The organism is Ruegeria sp. CRTD044 (assembly GCF_059613485.1).
On sequence record NZ_JBXWSP010000017.1, the window covers coordinates 1 to 23,197 of the forward strand.

23 protein-coding genes and 1 tRNA gene are annotated in these 23,197 nt (G+C 59.7%); 15 read left to right on the forward strand and 9 right to left on the reverse strand.

Annotated elements, in window-relative coordinates; all coding sequences use genetic code 11:
• Window positions 1-921: 921 nt before the first annotated feature.
• The 4 genes from typA to AC2FNL_RS15310 all read right to left on the reverse strand — a co-directional run bounded on the left by typA (window position 922) and on the right by AC2FNL_RS15310 (window position 4,414).
• Window positions 922-2,739: a translational GTPase TypA gene (gene typA, locus AC2FNL_RS15295; protein WP_170338557.1), complete on the reverse strand. Its 1,818-nt coding sequence runs from the start codon at window positions 2,737-2,739 to the stop codon at window positions 922-924.
• Between the two features lie 74 nt (window positions 2,740-2,813).
• Complete coding sequence (locus tag AC2FNL_RS15300) at window positions 2,814-3,149, reverse strand: DMT family transporter (protein WP_093962101.1); 336 nt, start codon at window positions 3,147-3,149, stop codon at window positions 2,814-2,816.
• 366 nt (window positions 3,150-3,515) lie between these two features.
• On the reverse strand, window positions 3,516-3,761 hold the full coding sequence (locus AC2FNL_RS15305) for a hypothetical protein (protein ID WP_093962100.1): 246 nt from the start codon (window positions 3,759-3,761) through the stop codon (window positions 3,516-3,518).
• Window positions 3,761-4,414: an alpha/beta hydrolase gene (locus AC2FNL_RS15310; RefSeq protein ID WP_093962099.1), complete on the reverse strand. Its 654-nt coding sequence runs from the start codon at window positions 4,412-4,414 to the stop codon at window positions 3,761-3,763. Before AC2FNL_RS15310 ends, AC2FNL_RS15305 begins: the two co-directional genes overlap by 1 nt.
• Window positions 4,415-4,592: 178 nt before the next feature.
• On the opposite strand from AC2FNL_RS15310, the gene iscR reads away from it, so the two are divergent.
• The 10 genes from iscR to AC2FNL_RS15360 all read left to right on the forward strand — a co-directional run bounded on the left by iscR (window position 4,593) and on the right by AC2FNL_RS15360 (window position 12,406).
• Window positions 4,593-5,051 (forward strand): Fe-S cluster assembly transcriptional regulator IscR, encoded by a 459-nt coding sequence (gene iscR / locus AC2FNL_RS15315; RefSeq protein ID WP_093962098.1) that lies wholly within the window; start codon window positions 4,593-4,595, stop codon window positions 5,049-5,051.
• Between the two features lie 56 nt (window positions 5,052-5,107).
• Window positions 5,108-6,151 (forward strand): cysteine desulfurase family protein, encoded by a 1,044-nt coding sequence (locus AC2FNL_RS15320; RefSeq protein WP_496834178.1) that lies wholly within the window; start codon window positions 5,108-5,110, stop codon window positions 6,149-6,151.
• A gap of 18 nt (window positions 6,152-6,169) precedes the next feature.
• The gene (sufB, locus tag AC2FNL_RS15325) at window positions 6,170-7,690 is read left to right on the forward strand and encodes a Fe-S cluster assembly protein SufB (RefSeq protein WP_496834179.1); all 1,521 of its coding nucleotides are present in this window, start codon (window positions 6,170-6,172) and stop codon (window positions 7,688-7,690) included.
• Window positions 7,690-7,887, forward strand: coding sequence for a hypothetical protein (locus AC2FNL_RS15330; RefSeq protein ID WP_093962095.1), 198 nt, complete (start codon window positions 7,690-7,692; stop codon window positions 7,885-7,887). The genes sufB and AC2FNL_RS15330 overlap by 1 nt, the downstream gene beginning before the upstream one ends.
• Before the next feature lie 48 nt (window positions 7,888-7,935).
• Window positions 7,936-8,691 carry a Fe-S cluster assembly ATPase SufC gene (gene sufC / locus AC2FNL_RS15335; protein ID WP_170357887.1) on the forward strand — a complete coding sequence of 252 codons (756 nt, stop codon included), beginning with the start codon at window positions 7,936-7,938 and terminating at the stop codon, window positions 8,689-8,691.
• A complete protein-coding gene (gene sufD, locus AC2FNL_RS15340) occupies window positions 8,691-9,971 on the forward strand; it encodes a Fe-S cluster assembly protein SufD (RefSeq protein ID WP_496834180.1) in 1,281 nt (426 codons plus the stop codon). Before sufC ends, sufD begins: the two co-directional genes overlap by 1 nt.
• A complete protein-coding gene (locus tag AC2FNL_RS15345; RefSeq protein ID WP_093962092.1) occupies window positions 9,971-10,456 on the forward strand; it encodes a YIP1 family protein in 486 nt (161 codons plus the stop codon). The genes sufD and AC2FNL_RS15345 overlap by 1 nt, the downstream gene beginning before the upstream one ends.
• A complete protein-coding gene (locus AC2FNL_RS15350; RefSeq protein ID WP_093962091.1) occupies window positions 10,453-11,019 on the forward strand; it encodes a Yip1 family protein in 567 nt (188 codons plus the stop codon). The genes AC2FNL_RS15345 and AC2FNL_RS15350 overlap by 4 nt, the downstream gene beginning before the upstream one ends.
• Window positions 11,020-11,030: 11 nt before the next feature.
• Window positions 11,031-12,251, forward strand: a complete 1,221-nt coding sequence (locus AC2FNL_RS15355; RefSeq protein ID WP_496834181.1) for a cysteine desulfurase — start codon at window positions 11,031-11,033, stop codon at window positions 12,249-12,251.
• A gap of 78 nt (window positions 12,252-12,329) precedes the next feature.
• Window positions 12,330-12,406: transfer RNA gene (locus AC2FNL_RS15360), tRNA-Arg, on the forward strand.
• Window positions 12,407-12,537: 131 nt separating this feature from the next.
• Here the strand turns inward: AC2FNL_RS15360 and mepK are convergent.
• Window positions 12,538-13,107, reverse strand: a complete 570-nt coding sequence (gene mepK / locus AC2FNL_RS15365; RefSeq protein WP_170338571.1) for a peptidoglycan L,D-endopeptidase MepK — start codon at window positions 13,105-13,107, stop codon at window positions 12,538-12,540.
• Between the two features lie 355 nt (window positions 13,108-13,462).
• On the opposite strand from mepK, the gene AC2FNL_RS15370 reads away from it, so the two are divergent.
• From AC2FNL_RS15370 to AC2FNL_RS15385, 4 genes are read left to right on the forward strand one after another with little or no spacing between them, the layout of a single operon-like run.
• On the forward strand, window positions 13,463-15,073 hold the full coding sequence (locus tag AC2FNL_RS15370) for a L,D-transpeptidase family protein (RefSeq protein ID WP_496834182.1): 1,611 nt from the start codon (window positions 13,463-13,465) through the stop codon (window positions 15,071-15,073).
• 36 nt (window positions 15,074-15,109) lie between these two features.
• On the forward strand, window positions 15,110-16,201 hold the full coding sequence (gene lpxD, locus AC2FNL_RS15375; protein WP_496834183.1) for a UDP-3-O-(3-hydroxymyristoyl)glucosamine N-acyltransferase: 1,092 nt from the start codon (window positions 15,110-15,112) through the stop codon (window positions 16,199-16,201).
• 32 nt (window positions 16,202-16,233) lie between these two features.
• Window positions 16,234-16,491, forward strand: a complete 258-nt coding sequence (locus AC2FNL_RS15380; protein WP_093962086.1) for an acyl carrier protein — start codon at window positions 16,234-16,236, stop codon at window positions 16,489-16,491.
• A gap of 9 nt (window positions 16,492-16,500) precedes the next feature.
• A complete protein-coding gene (locus AC2FNL_RS15385) occupies window positions 16,501-17,709 on the forward strand; it encodes a beta-ketoacyl-[acyl-carrier-protein] synthase family protein (protein WP_093962085.1) in 1,209 nt (402 codons plus the stop codon).
• Between the two features lie 50 nt (window positions 17,710-17,759).
• On the opposite strand, the gene AC2FNL_RS15390 is transcribed toward AC2FNL_RS15385, so the two are convergent.
• On the reverse strand, window positions 17,760-18,371 hold the full coding sequence (locus AC2FNL_RS15390) for an invasion associated locus B family protein (RefSeq protein ID WP_093962962.1): 612 nt from the start codon (window positions 18,369-18,371) through the stop codon (window positions 17,760-17,762).
• A 468-nt stretch (window positions 18,372-18,839) separates the two neighbouring features.
• On the opposite strand from AC2FNL_RS15390, the gene AC2FNL_RS15395 reads away from it, so the two are divergent.
• Entirely contained in the window at window positions 18,840-20,387 is a 1,548-nt protein-coding gene (locus tag AC2FNL_RS15395; protein ID WP_496834184.1) for a helicase HerA-like domain-containing protein, read from the forward strand.
• 41 nt (window positions 20,388-20,428) lie between these two features.
• Here AC2FNL_RS15395 and AC2FNL_RS15400 read toward each other — a convergent pair whose 3' ends face one another.
• The 3 genes from AC2FNL_RS15400 to AC2FNL_RS15410 all read right to left on the reverse strand — a co-directional run bounded on the left by AC2FNL_RS15400 (window position 20,429) and on the right by AC2FNL_RS15410 (window position 23,194).
• The gene (locus AC2FNL_RS15400) at window positions 20,429-20,683 is read right to left on the reverse strand and encodes a hypothetical protein (RefSeq protein ID WP_093962083.1); all 255 of its coding nucleotides are present in this window, start codon (window positions 20,681-20,683) and stop codon (window positions 20,429-20,431) included.
• A 190-nt stretch (window positions 20,684-20,873) separates the two neighbouring features.
• On the reverse strand, window positions 20,874-22,187 hold the full coding sequence (locus AC2FNL_RS15405; RefSeq protein WP_093962082.1) for a branched-chain amino acid ABC transporter permease: 1,314 nt from the start codon (window positions 22,185-22,187) through the stop codon (window positions 20,874-20,876).
• A complete protein-coding gene (locus AC2FNL_RS15410; protein WP_093962081.1) occupies window positions 22,184-23,194 on the reverse strand; it encodes a branched-chain amino acid ABC transporter permease in 1,011 nt (336 codons plus the stop codon). Before AC2FNL_RS15410 ends, AC2FNL_RS15405 begins: the two co-directional genes overlap by 4 nt.
• Window positions 23,195-23,197: the final 3 nt, after the last annotated feature.

Here is a 23,197-nt window from a genome sequence, read left to right on the forward strand (position 1 = left end):
CCACCATCGCCAGAACCGCCGCTGGAGCTGCCTCCGCTGGAGCTTCCACCATCGCCAGAACCGCCGCTGGAGCTGCCGCCGCTGGAGCTGCCACCGCCGTCGCCGGACCCACCACTGGAGCTGCCGCCGCTTGAGCTACCACCGCTGGAGCTACCACCGCTGGCGCTACCACCGCTGGAGCTACCACCGCTGGAGCTGCCACCACTGGAGCTACCGCCTGAACCTCCCGGAGGTGCCGCCGGTGGAGGATTGCCACCACTGGAACCGCCTCCACTGGAGCTGCCACCGCTGGAGCTACCGCCGCTGGAGCTACCACCGCCTGAGCTCCCGCTCTGTTCCGAAGGGCCGTCGCCGGATCTTTGATCAACCGTACCAATCGACGCGGTCGGGAAATCCGTCAGTACGGCCGCAAAGGCAGGACAGGTCTGCAAAGTGCGTGCAAGAATGTCTTCGAAATCGGCACGACGCTGGATGTAACGCAGCATCCGTGCATCCACGACCGTACAGGCACACAGGGTTTCTGTGGAAACCGACTGCCGGGCTGTCTGGATCGTACACTTGTCCGCGGCGACAACAGGTCCACCGGACATCAGAGGCAATGAAGCTGAAGCAAATACTATTGTCAGTAGACGGGATTTGATGCGCATATCGCGCCTCCTTAAACTCGTTAAACTCATCACCGAACAACCTGGCGATGACACACTTTGAACACAAATACACCCCTATCACGGCGCATTTTCAAGGGCAACACCGCGATAGCGATGCGGAATTAACTCATCTTATGGACGAAATTGCAGGTAAAACAAAAGGGAAGCCATGAACCATTCATGGCTTCCCTGAGAAAACACCGTTTCAGATGGACGCAAAAATGTCACATTCGCGCCATTGTTTCCGACCCGTTCAAAATCGAACGGACCGAAGTCAGGCTGACTTGGCCATGCGCTTGCGTTCGTGCGGGTCAAGGAACCGCTTTCGCAGCCGGATCGCGTTCGGGGTTACTTCGACCAGCTCATCGTCATCGATGTAGGCGATTGCCTCCTCCAGCGAGAACTGGACATGCGGTGTCAGGCGAACGGCATCGTCCGAACCGCTGGCCCGCACGTTGGTCAGTTTCTTGCCTTTCAGCGGGTTCACCTCAAGGTCATTGTCCCGCGAGTGTTCGCCGATGATCATGCCCTGGTACACATCGGTCTGGGGGCCGACGAACATCCGCCCACGCTCCTCCAGGTTCCACAGCGCGTATGCGACGGCCTGGCCGTTCTCCATCGAGATCAGAACGCCGGCACGCCGTCCGGGGATCGGGCCCTTGTGCGGTGCCCAGCCGTGGAACACGCGGTTCAGAACGCCGGTCCCGCGGGTGTCGGTCAGGAATTCACCGTGATAGCCAATCAGACCGCGCGACGGTACATGCGCGATAATGCGGGTTTTGCCAACGCCTGCGGGGCGCATCTCAACCAACTCGCCCTTGCGCGCGCCTGTCACCTTTTCGATGACTGCGCCCGAGAATTCGTCATCCACGTCGATGGTGACTTCCTCGATAGGCTCCAGGCGTTGGCCGTCTTCCTCGCGGAACAGAACCTGCGGACGCGAGATGCTGAGTTCGAATCCTTCGCGACGCATGTTCTCGATCAGAACGCCCATCTGCAATTCACCGCGGCCCGCGACCTCGAAGGCTTCGCCGCCGGGGGTGTCCGTGATCTGGATGGCCACGTTCGATTCGGCCTCTTTCATCAGGCGGTCGCGGATGACGCGCGACTGGACCTTCTTGCCGTCCCGACCCGCCAGCGGCGAGTCGTTGATGCCGAAGGTCACCGTGATGGTCGGCGGGTCGATCGGCTGGGCGGGCAGGGCCTCATCCACCTGGGGCGCCACCAGCGAATCCGCCACGGTGGCCTTGCTCATGCCTGCGATGGTTACGATGTCGCCCGCTTCGGCGACGTCGATCGGTTGCTGGCTGAGACCACGGAAGGCCAGGATCTTGGTGGCCCGGAAATTCTCGATCAGCTTGCCGTCACGGCTGAGCGCTTTGAGGCTGTCACCCGCTTTGAGCGTGCCGCTTTCCACACGGCCGGTCAGAATGCGACCGATGAACGGGTCGCTGCCCAGCGTGGTCGCCAACATGCGGAAGGGTTCATCCTTGCGCTCAGCTTGTTTGGGGGCGGGAACGTGGTCGACTACCAGATCGAACAGGGCGGACAGGTCCTTGCGTGGGCCGTCCAGTTCCATGTCGGCCCAGCCCGACCGCCCCGAGGCATACATGGCGGGGAAATCCAACTGGTCATCGTCGGCGCCGAGGTTGGCGAACAGGTCAAAGCACTCGTCCAGCGCGCGGTCGGGCTCGGCATCAGGCTTGTCGACCTTGTTCAGCACCACGATCGGACGCAGACCCAGCGCCAGCGCCTTCGAGGTCACGAATTTCGTCTGGGGCATCGGGCCTTCGGCGGCATCGACCAACAGCACGACGCCGTCAACCATGCTGAGAATACGCTCGACCTCGCCGCCGAAATCGGCGTGGCCGGGGGTGTCAACGATGTTGATGCGCGTGCCTTTCCACTCGACACTGGTGGCTTTGGCCAGAATGGTGATGCCGCGTTCACGTTCGAGATCGTTGCTGTCCATGGCACGCTCGGCCACGGCCTGGTTTTCCCGGAATGCACCGGATTGTTTCAGTAGCTCGTCCACCAGGGTCGTTTTGCCGTGGTCCACGTGAGCGATGATTGCGATGTTGCGCAGGTCCATGAGGTCAGCCTTTGAACGGGAAGTTGCCGCGCGCATAACGCGGCGCGGCACAAGTTACCAGCCCTAACGCGCGATCAGTGGCCCGCAGTCTGCGAAAAGAGGTGGATGACCAGAATGCCGCCTAGAATCATCGCAAGGCCCAGAACCGCGGGCCAGTCCAGCCGTTGGCCAAAAACCACAAAGCCGATCAGCGCAATCAGAGCGATGCCAAGCCCGGACCAGATTGCATAAACGATGCCGACGGGCATTACCTTCAGCGTCAGCGCCATCAGGTAAAAGGCAAACCCATAGCCCACCACTACCAGCACCGAGGGCCAGAACCGGGTGAATTGCTGGCTGGCCTGCAGTGCGGTCGTTCCGATTGTCTCGGCAATAACAGCGAGAAGGAGGATCAGGTAGGCTTGGGGCATGGTTCTTGAACCCTTGATGCATCTGCTGCGACGTTGAGCACAGAATTCAGAAACGGTGCAAGGAAATTCAGGCAGTCGCCCCTTTCGTTGGTTCACCTAGGGTCAGGTAAACCCGACTATGGCAAGGCCATAAAGCGTGTAAACTAATACACGTTTTCGATTACTTTTTTAACGAGTGTGTTTCATGACGACATTTGCAAAAACGGTCGTATTTGCTTCGGCAATAATCGTGGCGATTGGGTGGCTTGCTGACGGGGGGTCCGTCGATACTGACGCAGCCAAATTGGTTGATAGGTCAAGCGCAACAACAGTTTGAACGCCACGAATGAAACGAAAAAGGAGCCCGCGGGCTCCTTTTTTGTGCGCCTATTGCTTTTCGATCGCCTTCACTTTGGACCGGTGATCCGACAGCCTCTTGATCAGGAATTGCCGCGCCTTGCGCTCGGCCAACCGGACACGGATTTCGGTGAGGAAAGCCTCCTCAAGCGATTGGGAGGCTGCGCCCAGCACGTCACCGACTTCGACGTAGAACCGATCCTGGCCGGTTTCGTCCATGACCTTCATCGTATCCTCGGCCAGTTTCGCCGCGAGAATGGTGATGGTGTCGGACATCAGCGTGTGTTCTCGGTCAGGCGGCGTTTGACGTAGTCGGTCACGTTGGTCATCAGCGTATCCATGTGCTCACCCTGGAAGAAGTGGTCGGCTCCTTCAACCTCGGTATGGGTGATTGTGATACCCTTCTGTTCGTGCAGTTTTCCGACCAGTGCGGTGGTGTCCGCCGGCGGTGCCACACGGTCGGCCGTTCCGTTGATGATCAGCCCGGACGAGGGGCAGGGGGCAAGGAACGAAAAATCATACATGTTCGCGGGCGGCGACACGCTGATGAAGCCGGTGATCTCGGGGCGACGCATCAGCAACTGCATGCCGATCCAGGCTCCGAACGAAAAGCCTGCGACCCAGCAGTGTTTCGAGTTGTTGTTCATCGACTGCAGATAGTCCAGCGCCGATGCCGCGTCGCTGAGTTCTCCGACGCCCTGGTCATACTCGCCCTGGCTGCGGCCGACGCCCCGGAAATTGAAGCGCAGGACGGTAAAGCCCATGTTGTAGAACGCGTAGTGCAGGTTGTAGACGACCTTGTTGTTCATGGTCCCGCCGAACTGGGGGTGCGGATGCAGCACGATGGCGATCGGTGCGTCTTTTTCCTTTTGGGGGTGGTAACGGCCTTCCAGTCGGCCTTCAGGTCCGGGAAAAATCACCTCGGGCATGTGTGCGGTTGTCCTGTCTTTTTCTCGCGGGCGCCGGGATATACTTGACGGTTATCGTCAGGCACCTTAGAACGGTTCTAATTGAGTATCGCAGCGTGAACACGCTGTCAGTCGGAGATACGCACTGACCGCGGCGACGTCAATGTTTTCACGCGGTTCAAGCCACGAGGATCGAAGAATGAAGCTGTCAACCAAGGGCCGTTACGCGATGGTTGCGTTGGCGGACATCGCGCTTCAGCCCGCCGACACGCTGGTGACCCTGGGAGAGATTTCCGAGCGTCAGGACATTTCGCTGCCCTATCTGGAGCAGCTGTTCGTCAAGCTGCGCCGTGCCGATCTGGTTGCATCCGTGCGCGGGCCGGGCGGCGGCTATCGTTTGGCGCGGCCGGCGTCGGAGATCCGCGTGGTCGAGATTCTGTCAGCCGTGGATGAAACAGTTGATGCCATGCACAAGGGGGCCGGGGCTTCGGGGGGATCCTCGGGCAGCCGAGCGCAGTCGTTGACCAACCGCCTGTGGGAAAGTCTCAGCGCGCATGTCTACGTGTTCCTGCACCAGACACGCTTGTCCGATGTGATCCAGAACGACCTTGCGCCGTGTCCAGCGGTGCCTGGGCTGTTCTCGGTCGTGGATGATTGACCGGTGAGTGGATTGGGAATCTCGAAGGGTGTGGCCGTGGATGAAAAGGTGAGTCCATGAGACGTGTTTACCTGGATCACAACGCCACGACCCCGCTGCGCCCCGAGGCACGCGACGCGATGATCGCCGCGATGGAGGTCTGCGGGAACCCGTCCTCGGTGCATGCCGAGGGGCGAGCGGCCAAGGCCGTCATCGAAAAGGCGCGTGCGCAGGTGGCCGCGGCCTTTGGGGCGGATGGGGCCGATATCGTGTTCACATCCGGGTCGACGGAAGGCGCGGCGCTGGCCTTGGAGGGGCGAGACCTGCATGGCGCGGCGATCGAACATGATGCCGTAAGGGCTTGGACCGTCGAGGATCTACCGGTCTCGAGCCAAGGCGTTGTCACCGTGGCCGACCCGGCCCGGTCCACGTTGCAGCTCGCCAATTCTGAAACCGGAATCATTCAGGCCCTGCCCAAGGGACTGGCTGTCACAGATGCCACGCAGGCGTTCGGGAAACTGCCGATCGCCTTCAACTGGCTGGATGTGCAGATGGCGTTGGTCTCGGCGCACAAGATGGGCGGGCCAAAGGGTGTGGGCGCGGTGGTGATGAAACGCGGCACCGATCTTGAGGCCCGGATCAAGGGCGGTGGCCAGGAAATGGGGCGCCGCTCGGGAACGGAAAATGTCATTGGAATCGCGGGGTTCGGCGCTGCGGCTGAAGCGGCGGCGCGGGATCTAGCAAACGGGATTTGGGAAAAGGTTGCAGAACTTAGAAATATTCTAGAGAAGGCCCTTGAGGCTGGTTCTAAATCTACTATTTTTGTCGGGAAAGATCAGGATCGGTTGCCCAACACCCTGTGTTTTGCGACGCCCGGCTGGAAGGGCGAAACGCAGGTGATGCAGATGGATCTGTCGGGCTTTGCGATCAGCGCCGGTTCGGCCTGCTCCAGCGGCAAGGTGAGGGCAAGCGCGGTACTGACCGCGATGGGATATGACGAGGCCACGGCGGCCAGCGCGGTGCGCGTTTCGCTGGGCCCCGAGACGAGTGAAGAAGACGTGTTGCGTTTCGCCGAAACGTGGCTGGAAAAAGAGAAAAAGCATCGCGCGCGGGCCGCGTGATCTGACGGAGGGTGGAACATGGCCGCTTTGGACCAGACCCAGGTAAAAGAAGGTGTCGATCAGGAAACCGTTGACGCGGTACGCGAGGTCGGAACCTACAAATACGGGTGGGATACGGATATCGAGATGGAGTATGCGCCCAAGGGCGTGAACCCCGATATCGTAAAACTGATCTCGGAAAAGAACGAAGAGCCCGAGTGGATGACTGAATGGCGTCTGAAGGCCTTCGAGCGCTGGTCCCAGATGGAAGAGCCCAAATGGGCAATGGTCCACTATCCTGAAATCGACTTTCAGGACCAGTATTACTATGCCCGGCCCAAGTCGATGGAGACCAAGCCCAAGTCGCTGGACGAGGTCGATCCCAAGCTGCTGGCCACTTACGAAAAGCTGGGTATCCCGCTGAAAGAGCAGATGATTCTGGCAGGCGTCGAAGGCGCCGAGGATGCTCCGGCCGAGGGCCGCAAGGTCGCGGTGGATGCAGTGTTCGACTCGGTTTCGGTGGGTACGACCTTCCAGGCCGAGCTGAAGAAGGCCGGCGTCATCTTCTGCTCGATCTCCGAGGCGATCAAGGAGCACCCCGAACTGGTCAAGAAATATCTGGGCTCGGTGGTTCCGGTTTCGGACAATTTCTACGCCACGCTGAACTCGGCCGTGTTCTCGGATGGATCTTTCGTCTATGTGCCGCCCGGCGTGCGCTGCCCGATGGAGCTGAGCACCTATTTCCGCATCAACGCAGAAAACACGGGGCAGTTCGAGCGGACGCTGATCATCGCCGACAAGGGCTCGTACGTGTCCTATCTGGAAGGCTGTACCGCGCCGCAGCGTGATACCGCGCAGCTGCACGCCGCAGTGGTCGAAATCATCGTCGAAGAAGATGCCGAGGTGAAATACTCGACCGTTCAGAACTGGTTCCCGGGGGATGAGAACGGCAAGGGCGGCATCTACAACTTCGTGACCAAGCGCGCCGATTGCCGGGGCGACCGGTCAAAGGTGATGTGGACGCAGGTCGAGACCGGCAGTGCCGTGACCTGGAAATACCCGTCCTGCATCCTGCGCGGCGATGACAGCCAGGGCGAGTTCTACTCGATCGCCATCACCAACAATTACCAGCAGGCCGATACCGGCACCAAGATGATCCATCTGGGCAAGAACACCAAGTCGCGTATCGTGTCCAAGGGCATTAGCGCGGGCAAGGCCCAGAACACCTATCGCGGGCTGGTGTCGATGCACCCCAAGGCCAAGAACAGCCGCAACTATACCCAGTGCGACAGCCTGCTGATCGGCGACAAATGCGGGGCGCACACCGTTCCGTATATCGAGGTCAAGAACAACAGCAGCCGGGTCGAGCACGAGGCCACCACCTCGAAAGTCGATGACGATCAGCTGTTCTATTGCCGCCAGCGCGGCATGGACGAGGAAGAGGCCGTGGCGCTGGTGGTCAACGGGTTCTGCAAGGACGTGCTGCAGGCGCTGCCGATGGAGTTCGCCATGGAAGCCCAGCAGCTTGTCGCGATCTCGCTGGAAGGCTCGGTCGGCTGATGGCCCGCTCGCCGCGCAACCGCAGGGATGATGCGTTGACCGCAGCGTCTTATGCGCTGCCGGTTCTGGGCGGCTTGCTGGGCGTGGCCTATGTCAACGTCAACTACACCGATTTCATCAACCCGGTCTGGGCAATCGGCGGCGGGGCGGTCCTGGGATGGATCGCGGCGCGGCTGCTGCGCAGAGTGCTGGGATAGGGACAAACCGGGGCCGGCGCGTCCCGACGATACGCAAAAGGAAAAAACATGCTGGAAATCAAGAACCTGCACGTCAAACTTGAGGAAGAGGAAAAGCAGATCCTCAAGGGCGTGGACCTGACGGTCGAGGCCGGCAAGGTACACGCGATCATGGGGCCGAACGGCTCGGGCAAGTCGACGCTCAGCTATGTGCTTTCGGGCCGTGACGGGTATGAGGTAACCGAGGGTTCGGCGACTCTGGATGGCGCCGACCTGCTGGAGATGGAGCCGGAAGAGCGTGCCGCCGCCGGCGTGTTCCTCGCGTTCCAGTACCCGGTCGAGATCCCGGGCGTGGGCAACATGACCTTCCTGCGCACCGCCGTGAACGCCCAGCGCAAGGCGCGCGGCGAAGAAGAACTCTCGGCTGCGGATTTCCTCAAACTGGTGCGCGAAAAGGCCAAGTCGCTGAAGATTGACGCCGACATGCTGAAACGCCCCGTGAACGTTGGTTTCTCGGGCGGTGAGAAGAAGCGCAACGAAATCCTGCAGATGGCCATGCTCGAGCCCAAGATGTGCATCCTGGACGAGACCGACTCGGGCCTCGACGTGGATGCGATGAAGCTGGTGGCCGAGGGCGTGAACGCACTGCGCGACGAAGGCCGCGGGTTTCTGGTGATCACGCACTATCAGCGCCTGCTGGACCACATCAAACCCGACGTGGTGCACATCATGGCCGATGGCCGGATCGTCAAGACCGGCGGGCCTGAGCTTGCGCTGGAGGTCGAAAACAACGGTTACGCCGACATTCTTGCCGAGGTGAACTGATGGCCTTGCCCGATGTGAAACAATCCGCGACCGAGGCGCGGCTCGCCACGCTGCGCATGCCCGAAGCCGGCTGCACCCGCGAAGCGCGTGAGGTGGCCCTGGCCCGGCTGCGCGCCATGGGTCTGCCCGGGCGGCGCGACGAGTATTGGAAATACACGCGTCCCGATACGCTGATCTCGCCCGAGGTTCCGGTGGCCGAGGTATTCCACACCGACGAGCCGATGGTCTTTGACGGGTTTGACCGCTTGAAGATCGTCTTCGTCGATGGCGTATTCAGCCCCGAGGACAGCGATGATCTGACGCTGGAGGGCGTGAGCATCGACCGGCTTGAGGATATCTGCTGCAAGGACATCCACTGGGCCAAGCAGCTGTATGGCGTGCTGGAAGAAAGGGGCCAGACCCCGGTTCAGCGCCCGCTCGCGGCCTTGAACACCGCCTTTGCGCAGGACGGCGTGGCGATCCATGTGACCGGTAAACCGTCCAAGCCGATCAGCCTGATCTATCGCCACGACTCCGAGACCTCGGACGCGATCCTGCACCACGTGATCCGCGTGGAAAGCGGCGCCGAGGTGACAATTCTCGAGAATGGTCCGGCGGCCTCGCGGTTCAACAAATGCATCGAGATCGACATCGCCGATGGCGGCACGCTGCACCATGTCCGGGCGCAGGGCAGGGACCATCAGCGCCGCGCCGCGACGCATATGTTCACCCGGTTGGGCAAGGAATCCGTCTACAAATCCTTCACCCTGACCGTGAATGGTGTGCTGACGCGCAATGAACAGGTGGTCGAGCTGACCGGTGACGACGCGGTGGCGCATGTGGCCGGCGCCTGTGTGGGCGATGGCGACTTCCACCATGACGACACGGTGTTCATCACCCATGACGCGGTGAACTGCGAAAGCCGTCAGGTGTTCAAGAAGGTTCTGCGCAACGGCGCGACCGGCGTGTTCCAGGGCAAGATCCTGGTCAAGGAAGGCGCCCAGAAGACCGACGGTTACCAGATCAGCCAGTCTTTGCTGTTGGATGACGACAGTCAGTTTCTGGCCAAGCCCGAGCTTGAGATCTATGCCGATGACGTGGCCTGTTCGCACGGGTCGACCTCGGGTGCGATCGACGAGACCGCGATGTTCTATCTGCGTTCGCGCGGGGTTCCGGCCAAGGACGCGACCAACATGCTGACGCTGGCCTTTTTGGCAGAAGCCGTGGAAGAGATCGAAGACGAAGCGCTGGCCGAGGACATCGTCTCGCGGCTGGAAGGCTGGTTGGCGCGGCACAGCTGATGCCGGTGACCACCGATATCGTCGCCTCGTATCGCGGGCCCGGTCGAGTTGTGCGTCGACTTCTGGACATGGGCCCGCGCGAAGACCGCGCGCTGGCCTTTGTCATGGCGTTCTGTGTGATTGGCTTTATCGCACAGTTGCCGGGCCTTGCGCGCCGTGCCCATCTTGAGGGGCTGGACCTGAACATGCTGATGGGTGGGGCCCTGTTGGGGTCGGTCTTCATTCTGCCGTTGCTGTTTTACGTCCTTGCATGGGGGACTCACCTGATTTCTCGCATGTTCGGCGGTGCAACCACGTCCTATCAGGCGCGGCTTGCGCTGTTCTGGGCTCTGCTCGCCTCATCACCGCTGGTGTTGTTGAACGGGCTGGTGGCTGGTTTCATCGGTCCGGGCCCTGTCCAGACACTGACCGGAGCCCTTTGGGTTGCGGTATTCGTCTGGTTCTGGTTTTCCGGGTTTTCTCAAACACGAAGGGCGCGGGCATGAACGCCGCATTTCTGGGACATCTGGCCGTTCTGACATTGGCAAATCCGGCCGAGGCGGCAAGGCGTCTGTTGGCCGGAGTACCCGGTCGGGATGTGCTTTGGACAGCGCTGGCATTGGTCGTTGTCCTGAACGCTTTGTCTCAATCACTATCGACCCTTGTGTTTCCGGCGCTTGATCCATCGCTGGATATGGCGTTTGAACCGGTCGTGCAGTCGTTGGCGACTTCGGCCGGAGCCGTTCTCTTGGGCATCTTCGCGTTTCATTTTGTCGGCAGGATGATTGGCGGCACCGGCAGCCTGGACGGTATGATGCTGCTGATGGTCTGGCTGCAATTCCTGCAGATTCTGGGCCAATTGATCATCTTCGTCATGGTGATGATTGCGCCGACTATGTTCCTGATCCTCGTATTGGGGATGAGCCTGTACAGCCTCTACATCAGCCTGCATTTCATCAATCAGGCGCACCATTTCGACTCGCTGGGCAAATCCTTTGTGGTCATCCTCATCTCGGGATTGCTGGCGATACCTTTCGTCCTGTTGATGACCCCAAGCGGGCCTGTTTAGGGAATTCGATCATGTATGACGTCCAGAAAATCCGCGCCGATTTCCCGATCCTCTCGCGTGAGGTGAACGGGAAACCCCTGACCTATCTCGACAACGGGGCCTCGGCGCAGAAACCTCAGGTGGTGATAGATGCGGTTACCAATGCCTATGCGCACGAGTATTCGAACGTGCATCGCGGATTGCACTACCTGTCGAACCTAGCGACCGAAAAATACGAATCCGTGCGCGGGACCGTCGCCCGGTTTTTGAATGTCGCGAATGAGGATGAGATCGTCCTGAATTCCGGGACGACCGAGGGGATCAACCTTGTCGCCTATGGGTGGGCCATGCCGCGGATGCAGGCCGGCGACGAAATCGTTCTGAGCGTCATGGAGCATCATGCCAACATCGTACCCTGGCATTTTCTGCGCGAACGCCAGGGCGTCGTTCTGAAATGGGTGGACGTGGATGCAAGTGGTGCGCTGGATCCGCAGGCCGTGATCGACGCCATCGGGCCCAAGACCAAACTGGTGGCGGTGACCCAGTGTTCCAACGTTCTGGGTACCGTGGTTGACGTTAAGGCGATTACCGAAGGCGCCCATGCCAAAGGCGTGCCTGTGCTGGTCGACGGAAGCCAGGGCGCGGTTCACATGCCGGTGGATCTGCAGGATATCGGGTGTGATTTCTACGCTATTACCGGACACAAGCTGTATGGTCCGTCGGGATCTGGCGCGATCTTCATCAAATCGGAACGCATGGCCGAGATGCGCCCCTTCATCGGAGGAGGCGATATGATCAAGGAGGTGTCGAAAGACACGGTGACCTACAACGATCCGCCGATGAAATTCGAGGCCGGAACTCCGGGTATCGTCCAGACAATCGGCATGGGCGTTGCGCTGGACTACATGATGAGTTTGGGGATGGATAATATCGCGGCCCATGAGGCGGGCTTGCGCGACTACGCAATGCAGCGCCTGACCGGGCTGAACTGGCTGCAGGTTCAGGGGACGACGCCTGACAAGGCCGCTATCTTCAGCTTTACGCTGGATGGTGCGGGCCACGCGCACGATGTATCCACCATTCTCGACAAGAAGGGCGTCGCCGTTCGGGCGGGGCATCATTGCGCCGGACCATTGATGGATCATCTCGGGGTTACGGCCACCTGCCGCGCGAGTTTTGGTCTGTACAACACCACCGATGAGGTCGACACGCTGATCGATGCGCTGGAACTGGCGCACGAATTGTTTGCCTGATTGTTCGTCGCTAAACCGCGTTCGGACGTGCAAAATCCAGTTGCACCCGGATCGGAACAAGGTTAGCTAACGGCCAACGCACCTGTAGCTCAGCTGGATAGAGCGCTGCCCTCCGAAGGCAGAGGCCAGAGGTTCGAATCCTCTCAGGTGCGCCACTTTCTGCCAGAGTTTCAAGGCGTAGCGCTTCTGCGCCTGTGTCCGCCACTGCCGGATGGGCGCTGCGCAGCAAAAAGCCCCGGGCAGTGATGCGCCGGGGCCTTTTGCGGGGTTGGTGAGTGGTAGTGAATTAGCCGCGCCAGGAGCGAACGTCGCCGCAGTCCATGTGCACGAAATTTGATCCATAGTATTGGCCGACACCGCCGGCACGGCACGAAATGGCTGCCTTGGCCATCTGTGAGACCGAGCGGGAGGCAAGCCGCAGATCCGCAGCCTGGCCTTTGACGTGGAGAGAGTTCTTGGCGACGCCGCGCGACCGGCGGCGCAGCATGGCGTTGGTCTGCGGAGAGCGGTAGCCCGACAACAGCATGTAGGGCTCGTTCACATCCAGAAGGTTGTGGGCCGCGGCCATGATGTCGATCGTGCGCAGATCCATGTCCTTTGACTGATCGGTGCGCCAGTCACGCATGAAGTGGTTGATTTCCTTGACCGCGTCTTTGACGTATTTGCCATCGACCCAGTAGATCATGTCCAAACGCTCGCCGGTACGACCCGAATACATACGGATCCTGCGGATGTCTCCGCCCCCGCGAAGGAAGCCTGCTGCGTTTGAGTAGGTTGGTGCTGCAACAACTGCCGTTGCCGCGAATGCGCCCAATAGGGCACGCCGGGTCATCCCCGAGGTACTGCTCTTGGTCATAGCGTGTTTCGTCCCGTACAGTTCCTGCCTGCACACGATGTTACGTGCGCTTTCTTAATTCTTTCCCATCCCAGATGCGGATTTTATGCCACAGAGGGATTCTTGCGCCAAGTGATCTTTTGGTCTTGTGCCTTCTTACGGGGAATTTTCGGCGAAAATCTGCGCAAGTGACAAAAAATGTGGCGAACAGGCCTGAATCCCTTTCGTTTTTTTTTCAAACGATGCAAACGCGCATCAGGGGGCCAGCGGTGTGATGTGCTGTTGGAAATGTGAGTGGACAATCCCCCGACGCGTGAAACATAATTGTCGGGCGCAAAAACTAATGTTCCAAGTTATTGAAAACCAAGGCTATCCCATGAATTCTGTCCGTCGGACCTGTACGATTTTTCTGTTTGCCGCAAGCATCGCCGTGTCGGCCACATCCGTTCAGGCGGCTCCGACCCAGCCTGAGAGTTTCGCCTTTCGGATGGCTGTCGCGGAAAGTGCAGGGACAACCCCGGAAATCGCGTCCTTTTACCGAGAACAGGAGTTCGCGCCGATTTGGGTCGGTGCTACCTCTGGTCACGCGGCACGCCGATCGACACTTATCAAAGCATTGTCCCATGCTCAGATGCACGGTCTTCCGGCCGAACGATATGACGTTGATGGCCTGATGGCGCAGATGCAGAGCGCTCGGTCAAACCGCGATCTCGGAGCGCTTGAAGCGGCATTGAGCGAGGCGTTTGTCCGCTATGCACAGGATATTCAGTCCGGGCTGCTGCGCCCGGCTCAGATCGACGCCGGCCTCGTGCGTGCGGTCGAACGGAAGCCGGCCTCGGAACATCTTGCGGCGATGATGAAGTCCTCCGACGGCTCTTATCTCGCGCAGCTTCCGCCGCAGTCCAGTCAGTACCGGGCGCTGCTCAAGCAGAAGATGGCGCTGCAGTCACTGAACGAACATGGTGAATGGGGGCCGACCATTCCAACCGGAAAATACGAACGCGGCGATACAGGGCCGAGTGTACTAAGGCTGCGTAATCGTCTGGTTGCGATGGGGTTCCTCAAGCCCACGGCCAGCCCGGAATATGACGACTCTATGGTGGCCGCGGTGCAAGCCTTCCAACGCGCCCATGGACTTGAACCAGATGGTGTCGCAGGCCAGGGAACGATTGCCGAAATCAACCGTTCACCTTCTGACCGGCTCAAGGCGGTGATGGTTGCGATGGAACGTGAACGCTGGCTCCCTCGCGAGAGGGGTGAACGGCATGTACTGGTCAATCAGGCCGACTTTTCCGCGAAAATCGTCGACGATGGTCGGGTGACATTTGAAACACGTGCGGTGATCGGCAAAAACACCAGCGATCGCCAAAGCCCCGAGTTTTCGGATGTGATGGAGCACATGGTGATCAATCCCAGTTGGCATGTGCCGCGCTCGATCATCACCAAGGAATACCTGCCGAAGTTGCGGGCCAACCCCAATGCCGTGCGGCATCTAGAGATAACCGATCGGCGTGGGCGACAGGTGAACCGCAATGCTGTGGACTTCAACCAGTTCACGGCTCGCAGCTTCCCGTTTGCGATGCGCCAGCCTCCGGGGCAGAGCAACGCTCTGGGGCTGGTCAAGTTCATGTTCCCCAACAAGTACAACATCTATCTGCACGATACCCCGCAGAAGAGCCTGTTCGCACGCGAAGTGCGCGCCTTCTCTCACGGGTGCATTCGTTTGGCGCAACCCTTTGATTTCGCATATGCTTTGCTGGCAAAACAGGAAGAGGACCCCAAGACCTTTTTCCACAGGGTTCTGGGCACCGGGCGTGAAACCAAGGTTGACCTCAAGCAGCCGGTCCCGGTTCATCTGATTTACCGCACCGCATTCGTCGGGCCGAAGGGCGACGTGCAGTATCGGCGCGATGTCTATGGGCGGGATCAGAAGATTTGGGATGCCCTGCAAAAAGCAGGGGTGGCCCTGCCGAACGTTCAGGGGTAAGCACGGGGCGCAAATCCTGCGACAAGGAAGCCCGCGATGCAGTTCACCTTACAGCAAATCGCCGATGCTCTGGGGGCGCCGGCCGAGGGAAACACCAGCCTGACGATTCTGAGGGCGGCCGAGCCCAAGGATGCCGGTCCGACCGATTTGGCTATGGCGATGGCTCCGAAATACGCCCAGGCGCTGGCTGAGGGTCAGGCGCGCTGTGCTGTTCTGTGGGAAGGTGCCGACTGGCGCGCACTGGGTCTGGAGGGCGCCGTGTTTGTCGGCCGCCCCCGTATGGCAATGGCCGGAATTACCACGATGCTGGACCGGGGGCAGGGCGTCGCACCCGGGATCCATCCTTCGGCGGTCGTGGACCCGACGGCCGAGATCGCCGGAGATGTGTCCATCGGGCCTCTGGCCGTTGTCGGCCCCCGGGCCCGCATCGGGTCCGGAACGGTGATCGGCGCCCAGTGCCACGTGGGTATGGATGTCGTGCTGGGCGAGAACTGCCTGTTGCGCGAAATGGTCAGCATCGGTGCGCGCGCCATCATCGGCGATCGCTTTATTGCGCAGCCCGGAGCGAGGATCGGCGGGGATGGGTTCAGCTTTGTCACGCCCGAGGTGTCCGGGGTGGAAAACGTGCGCAAGACCATGGGCGACGCCGGAGACGCCAAGGCGCAGAGCTGGTTGCGCATCCATTCGCTCGGTGCGGTCCAGATCGGCAATGATGTCGAGGTCGGCGCGAACTGCACCATCGACAACGGTACGATCCGCAACACCGTCATCGCAGACGGCTCCAAGTTGGACAATCTTGTTCATGTCGGGCACAACACCCAGGTCGGCAGGGACTGTCTGCTGTGCGGTCAAACCGGCGTGTCCGGTTCGGTCGAGATCGGCAACAACGTGGTTTTGGGTGGCCAGACCGGAGTCGTCGACAATATTTTCATCGGTGACGGCGTGATCGCGGGCGGTGGAACCAAGATACTTTCGAATGTCCCGGCAGGTCGTGTGATCATGGGCTATCCGGGCGTGAAAATGGAAACGCACACCGAAATCTACAAGGCGCAGCGTCGGCTTCCACGCATGGCCCGTGACGTAGAGGCGCTTAAAAAGACGGTTTTCAAACCCTCGTCGAGCGACTAAATCAACCGCAACGCGACAATCAGGGGAACGACATGAGCATCAGCGACCGCGTCATCGCAATCATTGCAGAGCAGGCCGTGCTGGAGCCGTCCGACGTGACGCCCGAAAGCTCTCTTGAAGATCTCGGGATCGATAGCATGGGCCTCGTTGAAAGCATCTTTGCCATCGAGGAAGAATTCGACATCTCGATCCCCTTCAACGCCAACGAACCGACGGCAAGTGATTTCGACATTTCGAATGTTGCGGCGATCATTGCCGGGATCGAAAAGCTGGTCGCGGAAAAGGTTTGATCCGCGGTCATGAAACGGGTTGTCATCACCGGCGCTGGCACGATCAATTCGCTGGGCCATTCCGTGCCCGACACCCTGGAAGCGATGCGCGAAGGCCGTTGCGGCATTTCCGAGCTTGAATTTCGTGATGTCGACCGACTGAGCATCAAAATTGGCGGCCAGGTCCGCGGGTTCGAGGCCGAGGGTCGGTTCAATCGCCAGCAGATGGCGCTGTATGACCGTTTCACGCAATTCACTCTGACTGCGGCCAAAGAGGCGATCGACCAGTCGGGGCTGGAGTTTCACGGCGAATTGGCCGTGCGGTCGGGGGTCGTTCTGGGAACGGCCGGCGGTGGTGTTTCGACCTGGGATGACAACTACCGCTCGGTTTACGAAGACGGGAAGAACCGGGTCCATCCATTCGTCGTGCCGAAGCTGATGAACAACGCGGCGGCAAGCCACATTTCGATGGAGCACAACCTCAAAGGCCCCAGCTTCACCGTTTCGACGGCCTGTGCATCGTCCAACCACGCGATGGCGCTGGCGTTCCAGATGGTGCGCAGTGGCGCCGCCCCGGCGATGATTACCGGCGGGTCGGAATCCATGTTGTGTTTTGGCGGGGTCAAGGCCTGGGAAGGCCTTCGGGTTATGTCGAAGGACGCCTGCCGGCCGTTCAGCGCAAATCGCAATGGCATGGTTCAGGGCGAGGGCGCCGGTGTGTTCGTATTCGAGGAATACGAACATGCGCGTGCTCGAGGCGCTGAAATTCTGTGTGAGGTTGCGGGCTATGCGATGTCTTCGGACGCGACGGATATCGTGATGCCCAGCAAGCAGGGCGCGGCCCGTGCCATGGCCGGGGCCTTGAAGGACGCCGGGCTGAACGCAAGTGACGTGGGCTATATCAACGCCCACGGCACCGGAACCGCCGCCAATGACAAGACCGAATGCGCAGCAGTAGCGGATGTGTTCGGACGCCATGCCGACGATCTGATGATCTCGTCGACCAAATCCATGCACGGCCACCTTATCGGCGGAACCGGCGCGGTTGAACTGCTGGCCTGTATCATGGCTGTCCGTGACGGCGTGATAGCGCCGACCATAGGGTATGAAGAACCCGACCCGGAATGCGCTTTGGACGTCGTACCAAACGAGGCGCGCGAGGCCGAGGTGAATGTGGCATTGAGCAACGCCTTTGCGTTTGGCGGTCTGAACGCGGTCTTAGCCCTCAAGAAGGTATGAAAAAAGCCGCCATCGGGGGATGGCGGCTTTGGTCATTCATCTTGGCGTGATCAGTTGGTGTTGACCTCCAGGCCGTCAAAGGCAGCGGTAAATCCGCTCAGCGACAGATCCATGTTGATAACCTGATCGGGCGCGCGTGCGGGCACCAGTGAAATGGTAGCCTTCGTTCCTGCTTTCATCGCGTCAATGTCGCCCTGCGTCAGACCCAGCTGTGCAACACAACCGACCGGAACACAGTGATGATAGTTGTACAGCTTGCGCGGTGCGCCATCGATCGAGATGGCCAGTTGTGCCTGCAGCAGGGTTTCCAGCGGAACAATAACGTTCGCCCAGGCTGCGGCGGCACCACCGGCGGGCAGCTTGCCAACGGTGATCTCAGCCAGAGGTTCATTCTGCGCACCGTTGAGAATCTGAACCATCGCGCAGGGGTCATCGCCGGATTGCGCCTTGATGCAGGAGATCTCCCAGTCGCCCGACTTCTCGCGGACATATTGCTCGCCGACACGCGGGCCGCTTTGACCCAGATCCAGGTCGGAGCCGGTATCCGTGGTCTGACCGGCTTGGGTCTGCTCTTGAGTCTCAGTCGTGGCTTCCTGGGCGAACGCGCCTGAGCCCAGCAATGCAGCCGTTACCAGGGTGGCTGGAACAAGTTTGGTGATCATCAGTGCCTCATTGTGCTGATACAGCTTTTTCAAACGTCTCTAGCATTCCTGCTCGGCCATGTCAGTTGCAAAGCGCGCGCTGCACGCGGGATTGGACGGATTTTCGCCGACCCATCGGAGGCCACCTGAAGTGACGCCGAGAAGCCTTTGAGTACAAACGACAAAGGGAGCCGTACGTGCGGCTCCCTTCAATCAATGTATCTCCCCGTCGGACTGGCCGACTTAGTTATGCCCGAACGTTACGAGAGGCGAACCCAGTGGTCAACTGCTAACAGCGAAATTTAATGTTTCCACAAGCAGAAACTTGGCAATTTCAAAAAAAGGGCTGTGCCCGAAAGCACAGCCAGTCGACAGGGAGGAAGTTTGCCCACCACACGAGGGAATTGCGAGGCGGGCAAAATCACTATCGCAGTCAAAGGTTAAGTTTGTATGGTGGTGCCGGGACGCTAAGTTTTGGGACGTATCAATATGACGGAAAACGTTTTTGTCGGCGGTGGCGGTGTTGATTACGAGCAGCCGCAGGGTTTGACGCTGAAATATGCAAACCGGCACGGTCTGATTGCCGGTGCAACGGGGACGGGCAAGACCGTGACCCTGCAAATCCTGGCCGAAGGGTTCTCGCAGCAGGGCGTTCCTGTTTTCCTGTCAGACGTCAAAGGTGACCTGTCCGGACTGGCGCGTCCCGGTAGCCCCGATCACAAGTTGCACCAGGCCTTCATGGACCGTGCCCAACGCATCGGGTTTGCCGACTATTCCTATGCCGCGTGCCCAGTCACGTTCTGGGATCTGTTTGGTGAGCAAGGCCACCCTGTCCGGACAACGGTTACCGAGATGGGGCCGCTGTTGTTTTCCCGGCTTCTGGACCTGAGCGAAGCGCAGGAAGGTGTGCTGAACATCGCCTTCCGGGTTGCGGATGAAGAAGGGATGCCGCTGCTGGATCTCAAGGACCTGCAGGCTCTTCTGGTCTGGATTGGCGAAAACCGGTCGCAGTTGTCCCTGCGCTATGGAAATGTCTCGACCGCTTCGATTGGCGCCATACAGCGCCGATTGCTTGTGCTGGAGAACCAAGGCGGCGCACGGCTGTTTGGTGAGCCTGCGCTCGAACTTTCGGATTTGATGCGCCTGGATGAAAACGGCCACGGGATGGTCAACATCCTCGCTTCTGACAAGCTGATGGGCGCGCCCGGGCTGTATGCCACGTTCCTTTTGTGGCTGCTGAGCGAACTGTTCGAAGAACTGCCCGAAGTCGGCGATCCCGACAAGCCCAAGCTGGTCTTTTTCTTCGACGAAGCCCATCTGTTGTTCGATGATGCGCCCAAGGTTCTGGTGGACAAGGTCGAGCAGGTCGCGCGATTGATCCGATCCAAGGGCGTTGGAGTTTACTTCATTACTCAGAACCCGGCCGATATTCCCGAAGATATCCTCGGGCAGTTGGGCAACCGCGTCCAACATGCTTTGCGCGCATTCACCGCGCGCGATCGCAAGAATTTGCGGCTGGCCGCGGAAACCTATCGGGAAAACCCGGCCTTCGACACGGAAACCGCGATCCGGGAAGTCGGAGTGGGCGAGGCGTTGACCTCGATGCTCGAACGGAAGGGTGCGCCCGGTATGGTCGAGCGGACGTTGATACGTCCGCCGGGTTCACAACTGGGGCCGATTGCCGACGCCGAGCGCAAGGCTGTGATGGCGGCGTCTCCGATGGCCGGAAAGTACGAAACGCTTCTAGATCGCAAATCGGCATTCGAAATCCTGCAGGCGCGCGCGGCGAAGGCCGCGGCCGAGGCCGAGGAAGCCGAACCCGAGGAGCAAGACGACACCCGGTCGGTGTCCGAGCGGGAGTATTCGGCGGCGCGCAGATACAGCGGCAGCAGGGTAGGGCGATCGTCTGCGCGATCGGTCCGAAAGCAAGACAGCTTTGCCTCTGCCATGAGCGAGGCAGTCATCAAAGAGCTGAAGGGAACCACAGGACGCCGCATCGTTCGCGGCATCCTGGGCGGGCTGTTTCGCAACCGCTGAACATCATCGCCCTGCCAACCGAACCGGCGGGGCGTGCCGCATCAGCGCTTGAGGCGCCGCTGTCCTTCCTGCTGACAATAGGCGTCAGCTTCGGGAACCGACATCTTGGTGGCCGGGAAATCAATCGCGCGATCCCAGTCAACCCGATCCTGGCGATACAGTTGGCAGGTCACGACGCCCTTGGGCGTCTGTACCTGAACGGGTGTGGTTTCCAGTTCACGGGGGCTTGGGATACATCCGGCCACAACAGCCAGGACCGGAACCATAAGGGCAATTTTCTTTGTGGAAGTCTTCATGGTGCAAAAAAGCTTTTCTTCTGGGTCAGAGTTTACTCGTTAAGAACGGCGCATCAGGTGAGTGGTGTTTCGAACAATATGCGCCGGTATGGTTGATAGTGTGTGAATGCGTCTATTGATTTTTCAAGCCGCAATCAAGAAACCGCGCCATTTGCATGGCGCGGCCTGACGGTTTCGTGATGAAAGATGTCTACTTTTCGGGGATCAGGCCCCTTGGGCTGAATCTGAGAACAATCAGCAGGATAAGCCCCATCGTAAACAGGCGCATATGTGCCGTGCTTTCGATCAGGTGGGCCTTCAACGCGCTGCCGTCCGGCATGCTGGAAGTGATCAGGTTCATAAGCCACAGACCGATCGGTTCGACCTCGACCCACAGGAACCAGATCAGAAAGGCTCCCAGGACTGAGCCAAAATTGTTGCCGGAACCACCGACGATCACCATCACCCAAACAAGGAAGGTGAACCGGAGCGGTTGGTAAGCGCTTGGTGTCAGCTGCCCGTCCAGCGTCGTCATCATCGCCCCGGCAATGCCACAGATGGCCGAGCCCAGAACGAAGATCTGCAGATGGCGACGGGTGACGTCCTTGCCCATGGCTTCGGCAGCGATCTCGTTGTCGCGGATCGCGCGCATCATGCGGCCCCACGGGCTTTTGAGCGCCATCTGAGCCATCCAGAGCAGGATGAGAAGCACGATCAGAAACAGGAATGCATAACCCAGTTTCACCCACAGGGTCGAAGCGGTCACCGGGTCCAGCCCGAATGAGGCTGCACGTTCGACGAAGGTCGGATCGCTCTGCAGGTCAATCTCATAGCCTACGACGGGTGAAGGGCGGGGAATGCCGTAGACGTTCTTGACCCCTCGGGCCAGCCAGTCCTCGTTTTTCATGATCGCAATGATGATCTCGGCGATACCCAGCGTGGCAATCGCAAGATAGTCCGAGCGCAGACCCAAGGCCGTCTTGCCAATCAGCCAGGCAGCGCCCGCGGCCAACAGCCCACCCGCCGGCCATGCAAGCAGCACCGGAAGATTCAGCCCGCCGATATTTCCGGCAATGGCTGGGTCGATGGCTTCGACGGCAGCGATGCTCGGGTCGAACACCGCGCGATAGACGAAGAACCCGACGACGAGGATTGCGATGATTGCCAGCGTTCGTGCCCGGCCCTTGGGCATCTTTTGCGCGGCCATCACGGCTGCGACAACGGTCGCTGCCCCCAGCAGAAGCGCCAGCACGATCCCATACCCGCCTGCGGACCAGGCTCCGGGTGTCGGCGGGGTCGAGACCAGCACAACCGCAAGTCCGCCCAGCGCGACAAAACCCATGACGCCGACATTGAACAGTCCGGCAAAGCCCCATTGCAGGTTCACACCGATCGCCATGATCGCGGAAATCAGACCCATGTTCAGAATCAGGATCGCCGTGTTCCAGCTTTGGACGAAACCGGTCAGCAGGATCAGCCCGCCGACAATCACGAAAAGCAGGGTGTTTTTGACTGCTTCGTTCATACCGCTTTCCCCTTGAACAGACCCGTTGGCTTGAACAGAAGCACGATCAGCAGGATGACGAAGCTGACGGCGAATTTGTAATCGGTGGACAGGAACTGCACCAGGCCCGAAGGTTCGAGGCTTTCCGGGGCAAGGTAAGTCAGCACCTTCTTCCATGCGTAAGTGATCGTGACTTCGGAGAAGGCGATGATGAATCCGCCTGCGATAGCCCCAATCGGGTTACCCAATCCGCCCACGATGGCCGAAGCAAAGATCGGCAGAAGCAGCTGGAAATAGACGAATGGCTTGAAACTCTTGTCCAGTCCATAGAGAACCCCGGCCGTCGTGGCCAGCGCCGCAACGATGATCCAGGTGATCATCACCACACGTTCCGGGTTGATGCCGGACAACAAGGCCAGATCCTCGTTGTCGGAATAAGCGCGCATCGACTTACCAGTGCGGGTCTTGTTGAGGAACCAGAACAGCAAGGCTACGGCAACGACGGCGACGATCACGGTGATGCCCTGCGAGGTCTTGATCGCAAGCCCCTCATCCAGCCCGGTCATCTTTTTGAAATCCCGCGCAGAAATCAGGAACCGAGCCCCATCCGAGAACCGTTGGTCATCGGGGCCGATGATGAAACGCACCAGCCCATTCATGATGAACATCACACCCATGGATACGATCACCAGGATCACAGGTTTGGCTTTTTGCTCGCGATAGAAACGATAGACCAGCCTGTCGGTGATCAGCACCAGAAGGATGCACCCGAGGATCGCAAACGGAAGCGCCAGAAGCGCCGTCGGCAGGGGCCCGAACCCGATCCCTGCTGCCTGAAGACCCCAGGTGACCAGCACGGCGATCATTGCGCCGAAGGCCATCGTATCCCCGTGGGCAAAGTTGGAAAATCGCAGGATGCCGTAGATCAGGGTGACCCCCAGCGCCCCAAGTGCCAACTGGCTGCCATAGGCAACCGCAGGCACGATCACAAAGTTCGCAAGCGCAACAAGCGCATTCAGTAGGTCCATTAT

Excerpts from the sequence above, each read along its gene's own strand:
- typA (WP_170338557.1), bottom strand. The coding sequence starts at position 2,739 with ATGGACCTGCGCAACATCGCAATCATCGCTCACGTGGACCACGGCAAA.
- AC2FNL_RS15300 (WP_093962101.1), bottom strand. The coding sequence starts at position 3,149 with ATGCCCCAAGCCTACCTGATCCTCCTTCTCGCTGTTATTGCCGAGACA.
- AC2FNL_RS15305 (WP_093962100.1), bottom strand. The coding sequence starts at position 3,761 with ATGTCCGACACCATCACCATTCTCGCGGCGAAACTGGCCGAGGATACG.
- AC2FNL_RS15310 (WP_093962099.1), bottom strand. The coding sequence starts at position 4,414 with ATGCCCGAGGTGATTTTTCCCGGACCTGAAGGCCGACTGGAAGGCCGT.
- iscR (WP_093962098.1), top strand. The coding sequence starts at position 4,593 with ATGAAGCTGTCAACCAAGGGCCGTTACGCGATGGTTGCGTTGGCGGAC.
- AC2FNL_RS15320 (WP_496834178.1), top strand. The coding sequence starts at position 5,108 with ATGAGACGTGTTTACCTGGATCACAACGCCACGACCCCGCTGCGCCCC.
- sufB (WP_496834179.1), top strand. The coding sequence starts at position 6,170 with ATGGCCGCTTTGGACCAGACCCAGGTAAAAGAAGGTGTCGATCAGGAA.
- AC2FNL_RS15330 (WP_093962095.1), top strand. The coding sequence starts at position 7,690 with ATGGCCCGCTCGCCGCGCAACCGCAGGGATGATGCGTTGACCGCAGCG.
- sufC (WP_170357887.1), top strand. The coding sequence starts at position 7,936 with ATGCTGGAAATCAAGAACCTGCACGTCAAACTTGAGGAAGAGGAAAAG.
- sufD (WP_496834180.1), top strand. The coding sequence starts at position 8,691 with ATGGCCTTGCCCGATGTGAAACAATCCGCGACCGAGGCGCGGCTCGCC.
- AC2FNL_RS15345 (WP_093962092.1), top strand. The coding sequence starts at position 9,971 with ATGCCGGTGACCACCGATATCGTCGCCTCGTATCGCGGGCCCGGTCGA.
- AC2FNL_RS15350 (WP_093962091.1), top strand. The coding sequence starts at position 10,453 with ATGAACGCCGCATTTCTGGGACATCTGGCCGTTCTGACATTGGCAAAT.
- AC2FNL_RS15355 (WP_496834181.1), top strand. The coding sequence starts at position 11,031 with ATGTATGACGTCCAGAAAATCCGCGCCGATTTCCCGATCCTCTCGCGT.
- mepK (WP_170338571.1), bottom strand. The coding sequence starts at position 13,107 with ATGACCAAGAGCAGTACCTCGGGGATGACCCGGCGTGCCCTATTGGGC.
- AC2FNL_RS15370 (WP_496834182.1), top strand. The coding sequence starts at position 13,463 with ATGAATTCTGTCCGTCGGACCTGTACGATTTTTCTGTTTGCCGCAAGC.
- lpxD (WP_496834183.1), top strand. The coding sequence starts at position 15,110 with ATGCAGTTCACCTTACAGCAAATCGCCGATGCTCTGGGGGCGCCGGCC.
- AC2FNL_RS15380 (WP_093962086.1), top strand. The coding sequence starts at position 16,234 with ATGAGCATCAGCGACCGCGTCATCGCAATCATTGCAGAGCAGGCCGTG.
- AC2FNL_RS15385 (WP_093962085.1), top strand. The coding sequence starts at position 16,501 with ATGAAACGGGTTGTCATCACCGGCGCTGGCACGATCAATTCGCTGGGC.
- AC2FNL_RS15390 (WP_093962962.1), bottom strand. The coding sequence starts at position 18,371 with ATGATCACCAAACTTGTTCCAGCCACCCTGGTAACGGCTGCATTGCTG.
- AC2FNL_RS15395 (WP_496834184.1), top strand. The coding sequence starts at position 18,840 with ATGACGGAAAACGTTTTTGTCGGCGGTGGCGGTGTTGATTACGAGCAG.
- AC2FNL_RS15400 (WP_093962083.1), bottom strand. The coding sequence starts at position 20,683 with ATGAAGACTTCCACAAAGAAAATTGCCCTTATGGTTCCGGTCCTGGCT.
- AC2FNL_RS15405 (WP_093962082.1), bottom strand. The coding sequence starts at position 22,187 with ATGAACGAAGCAGTCAAAAACACCCTGCTTTTCGTGATTGTCGGCGGG.
- AC2FNL_RS15410 (WP_093962081.1), bottom strand. The coding sequence starts at position 23,194 with ATGGACCTACTGAATGCGCTTGTTGCGCTTGCGAACTTTGTGATCGTG.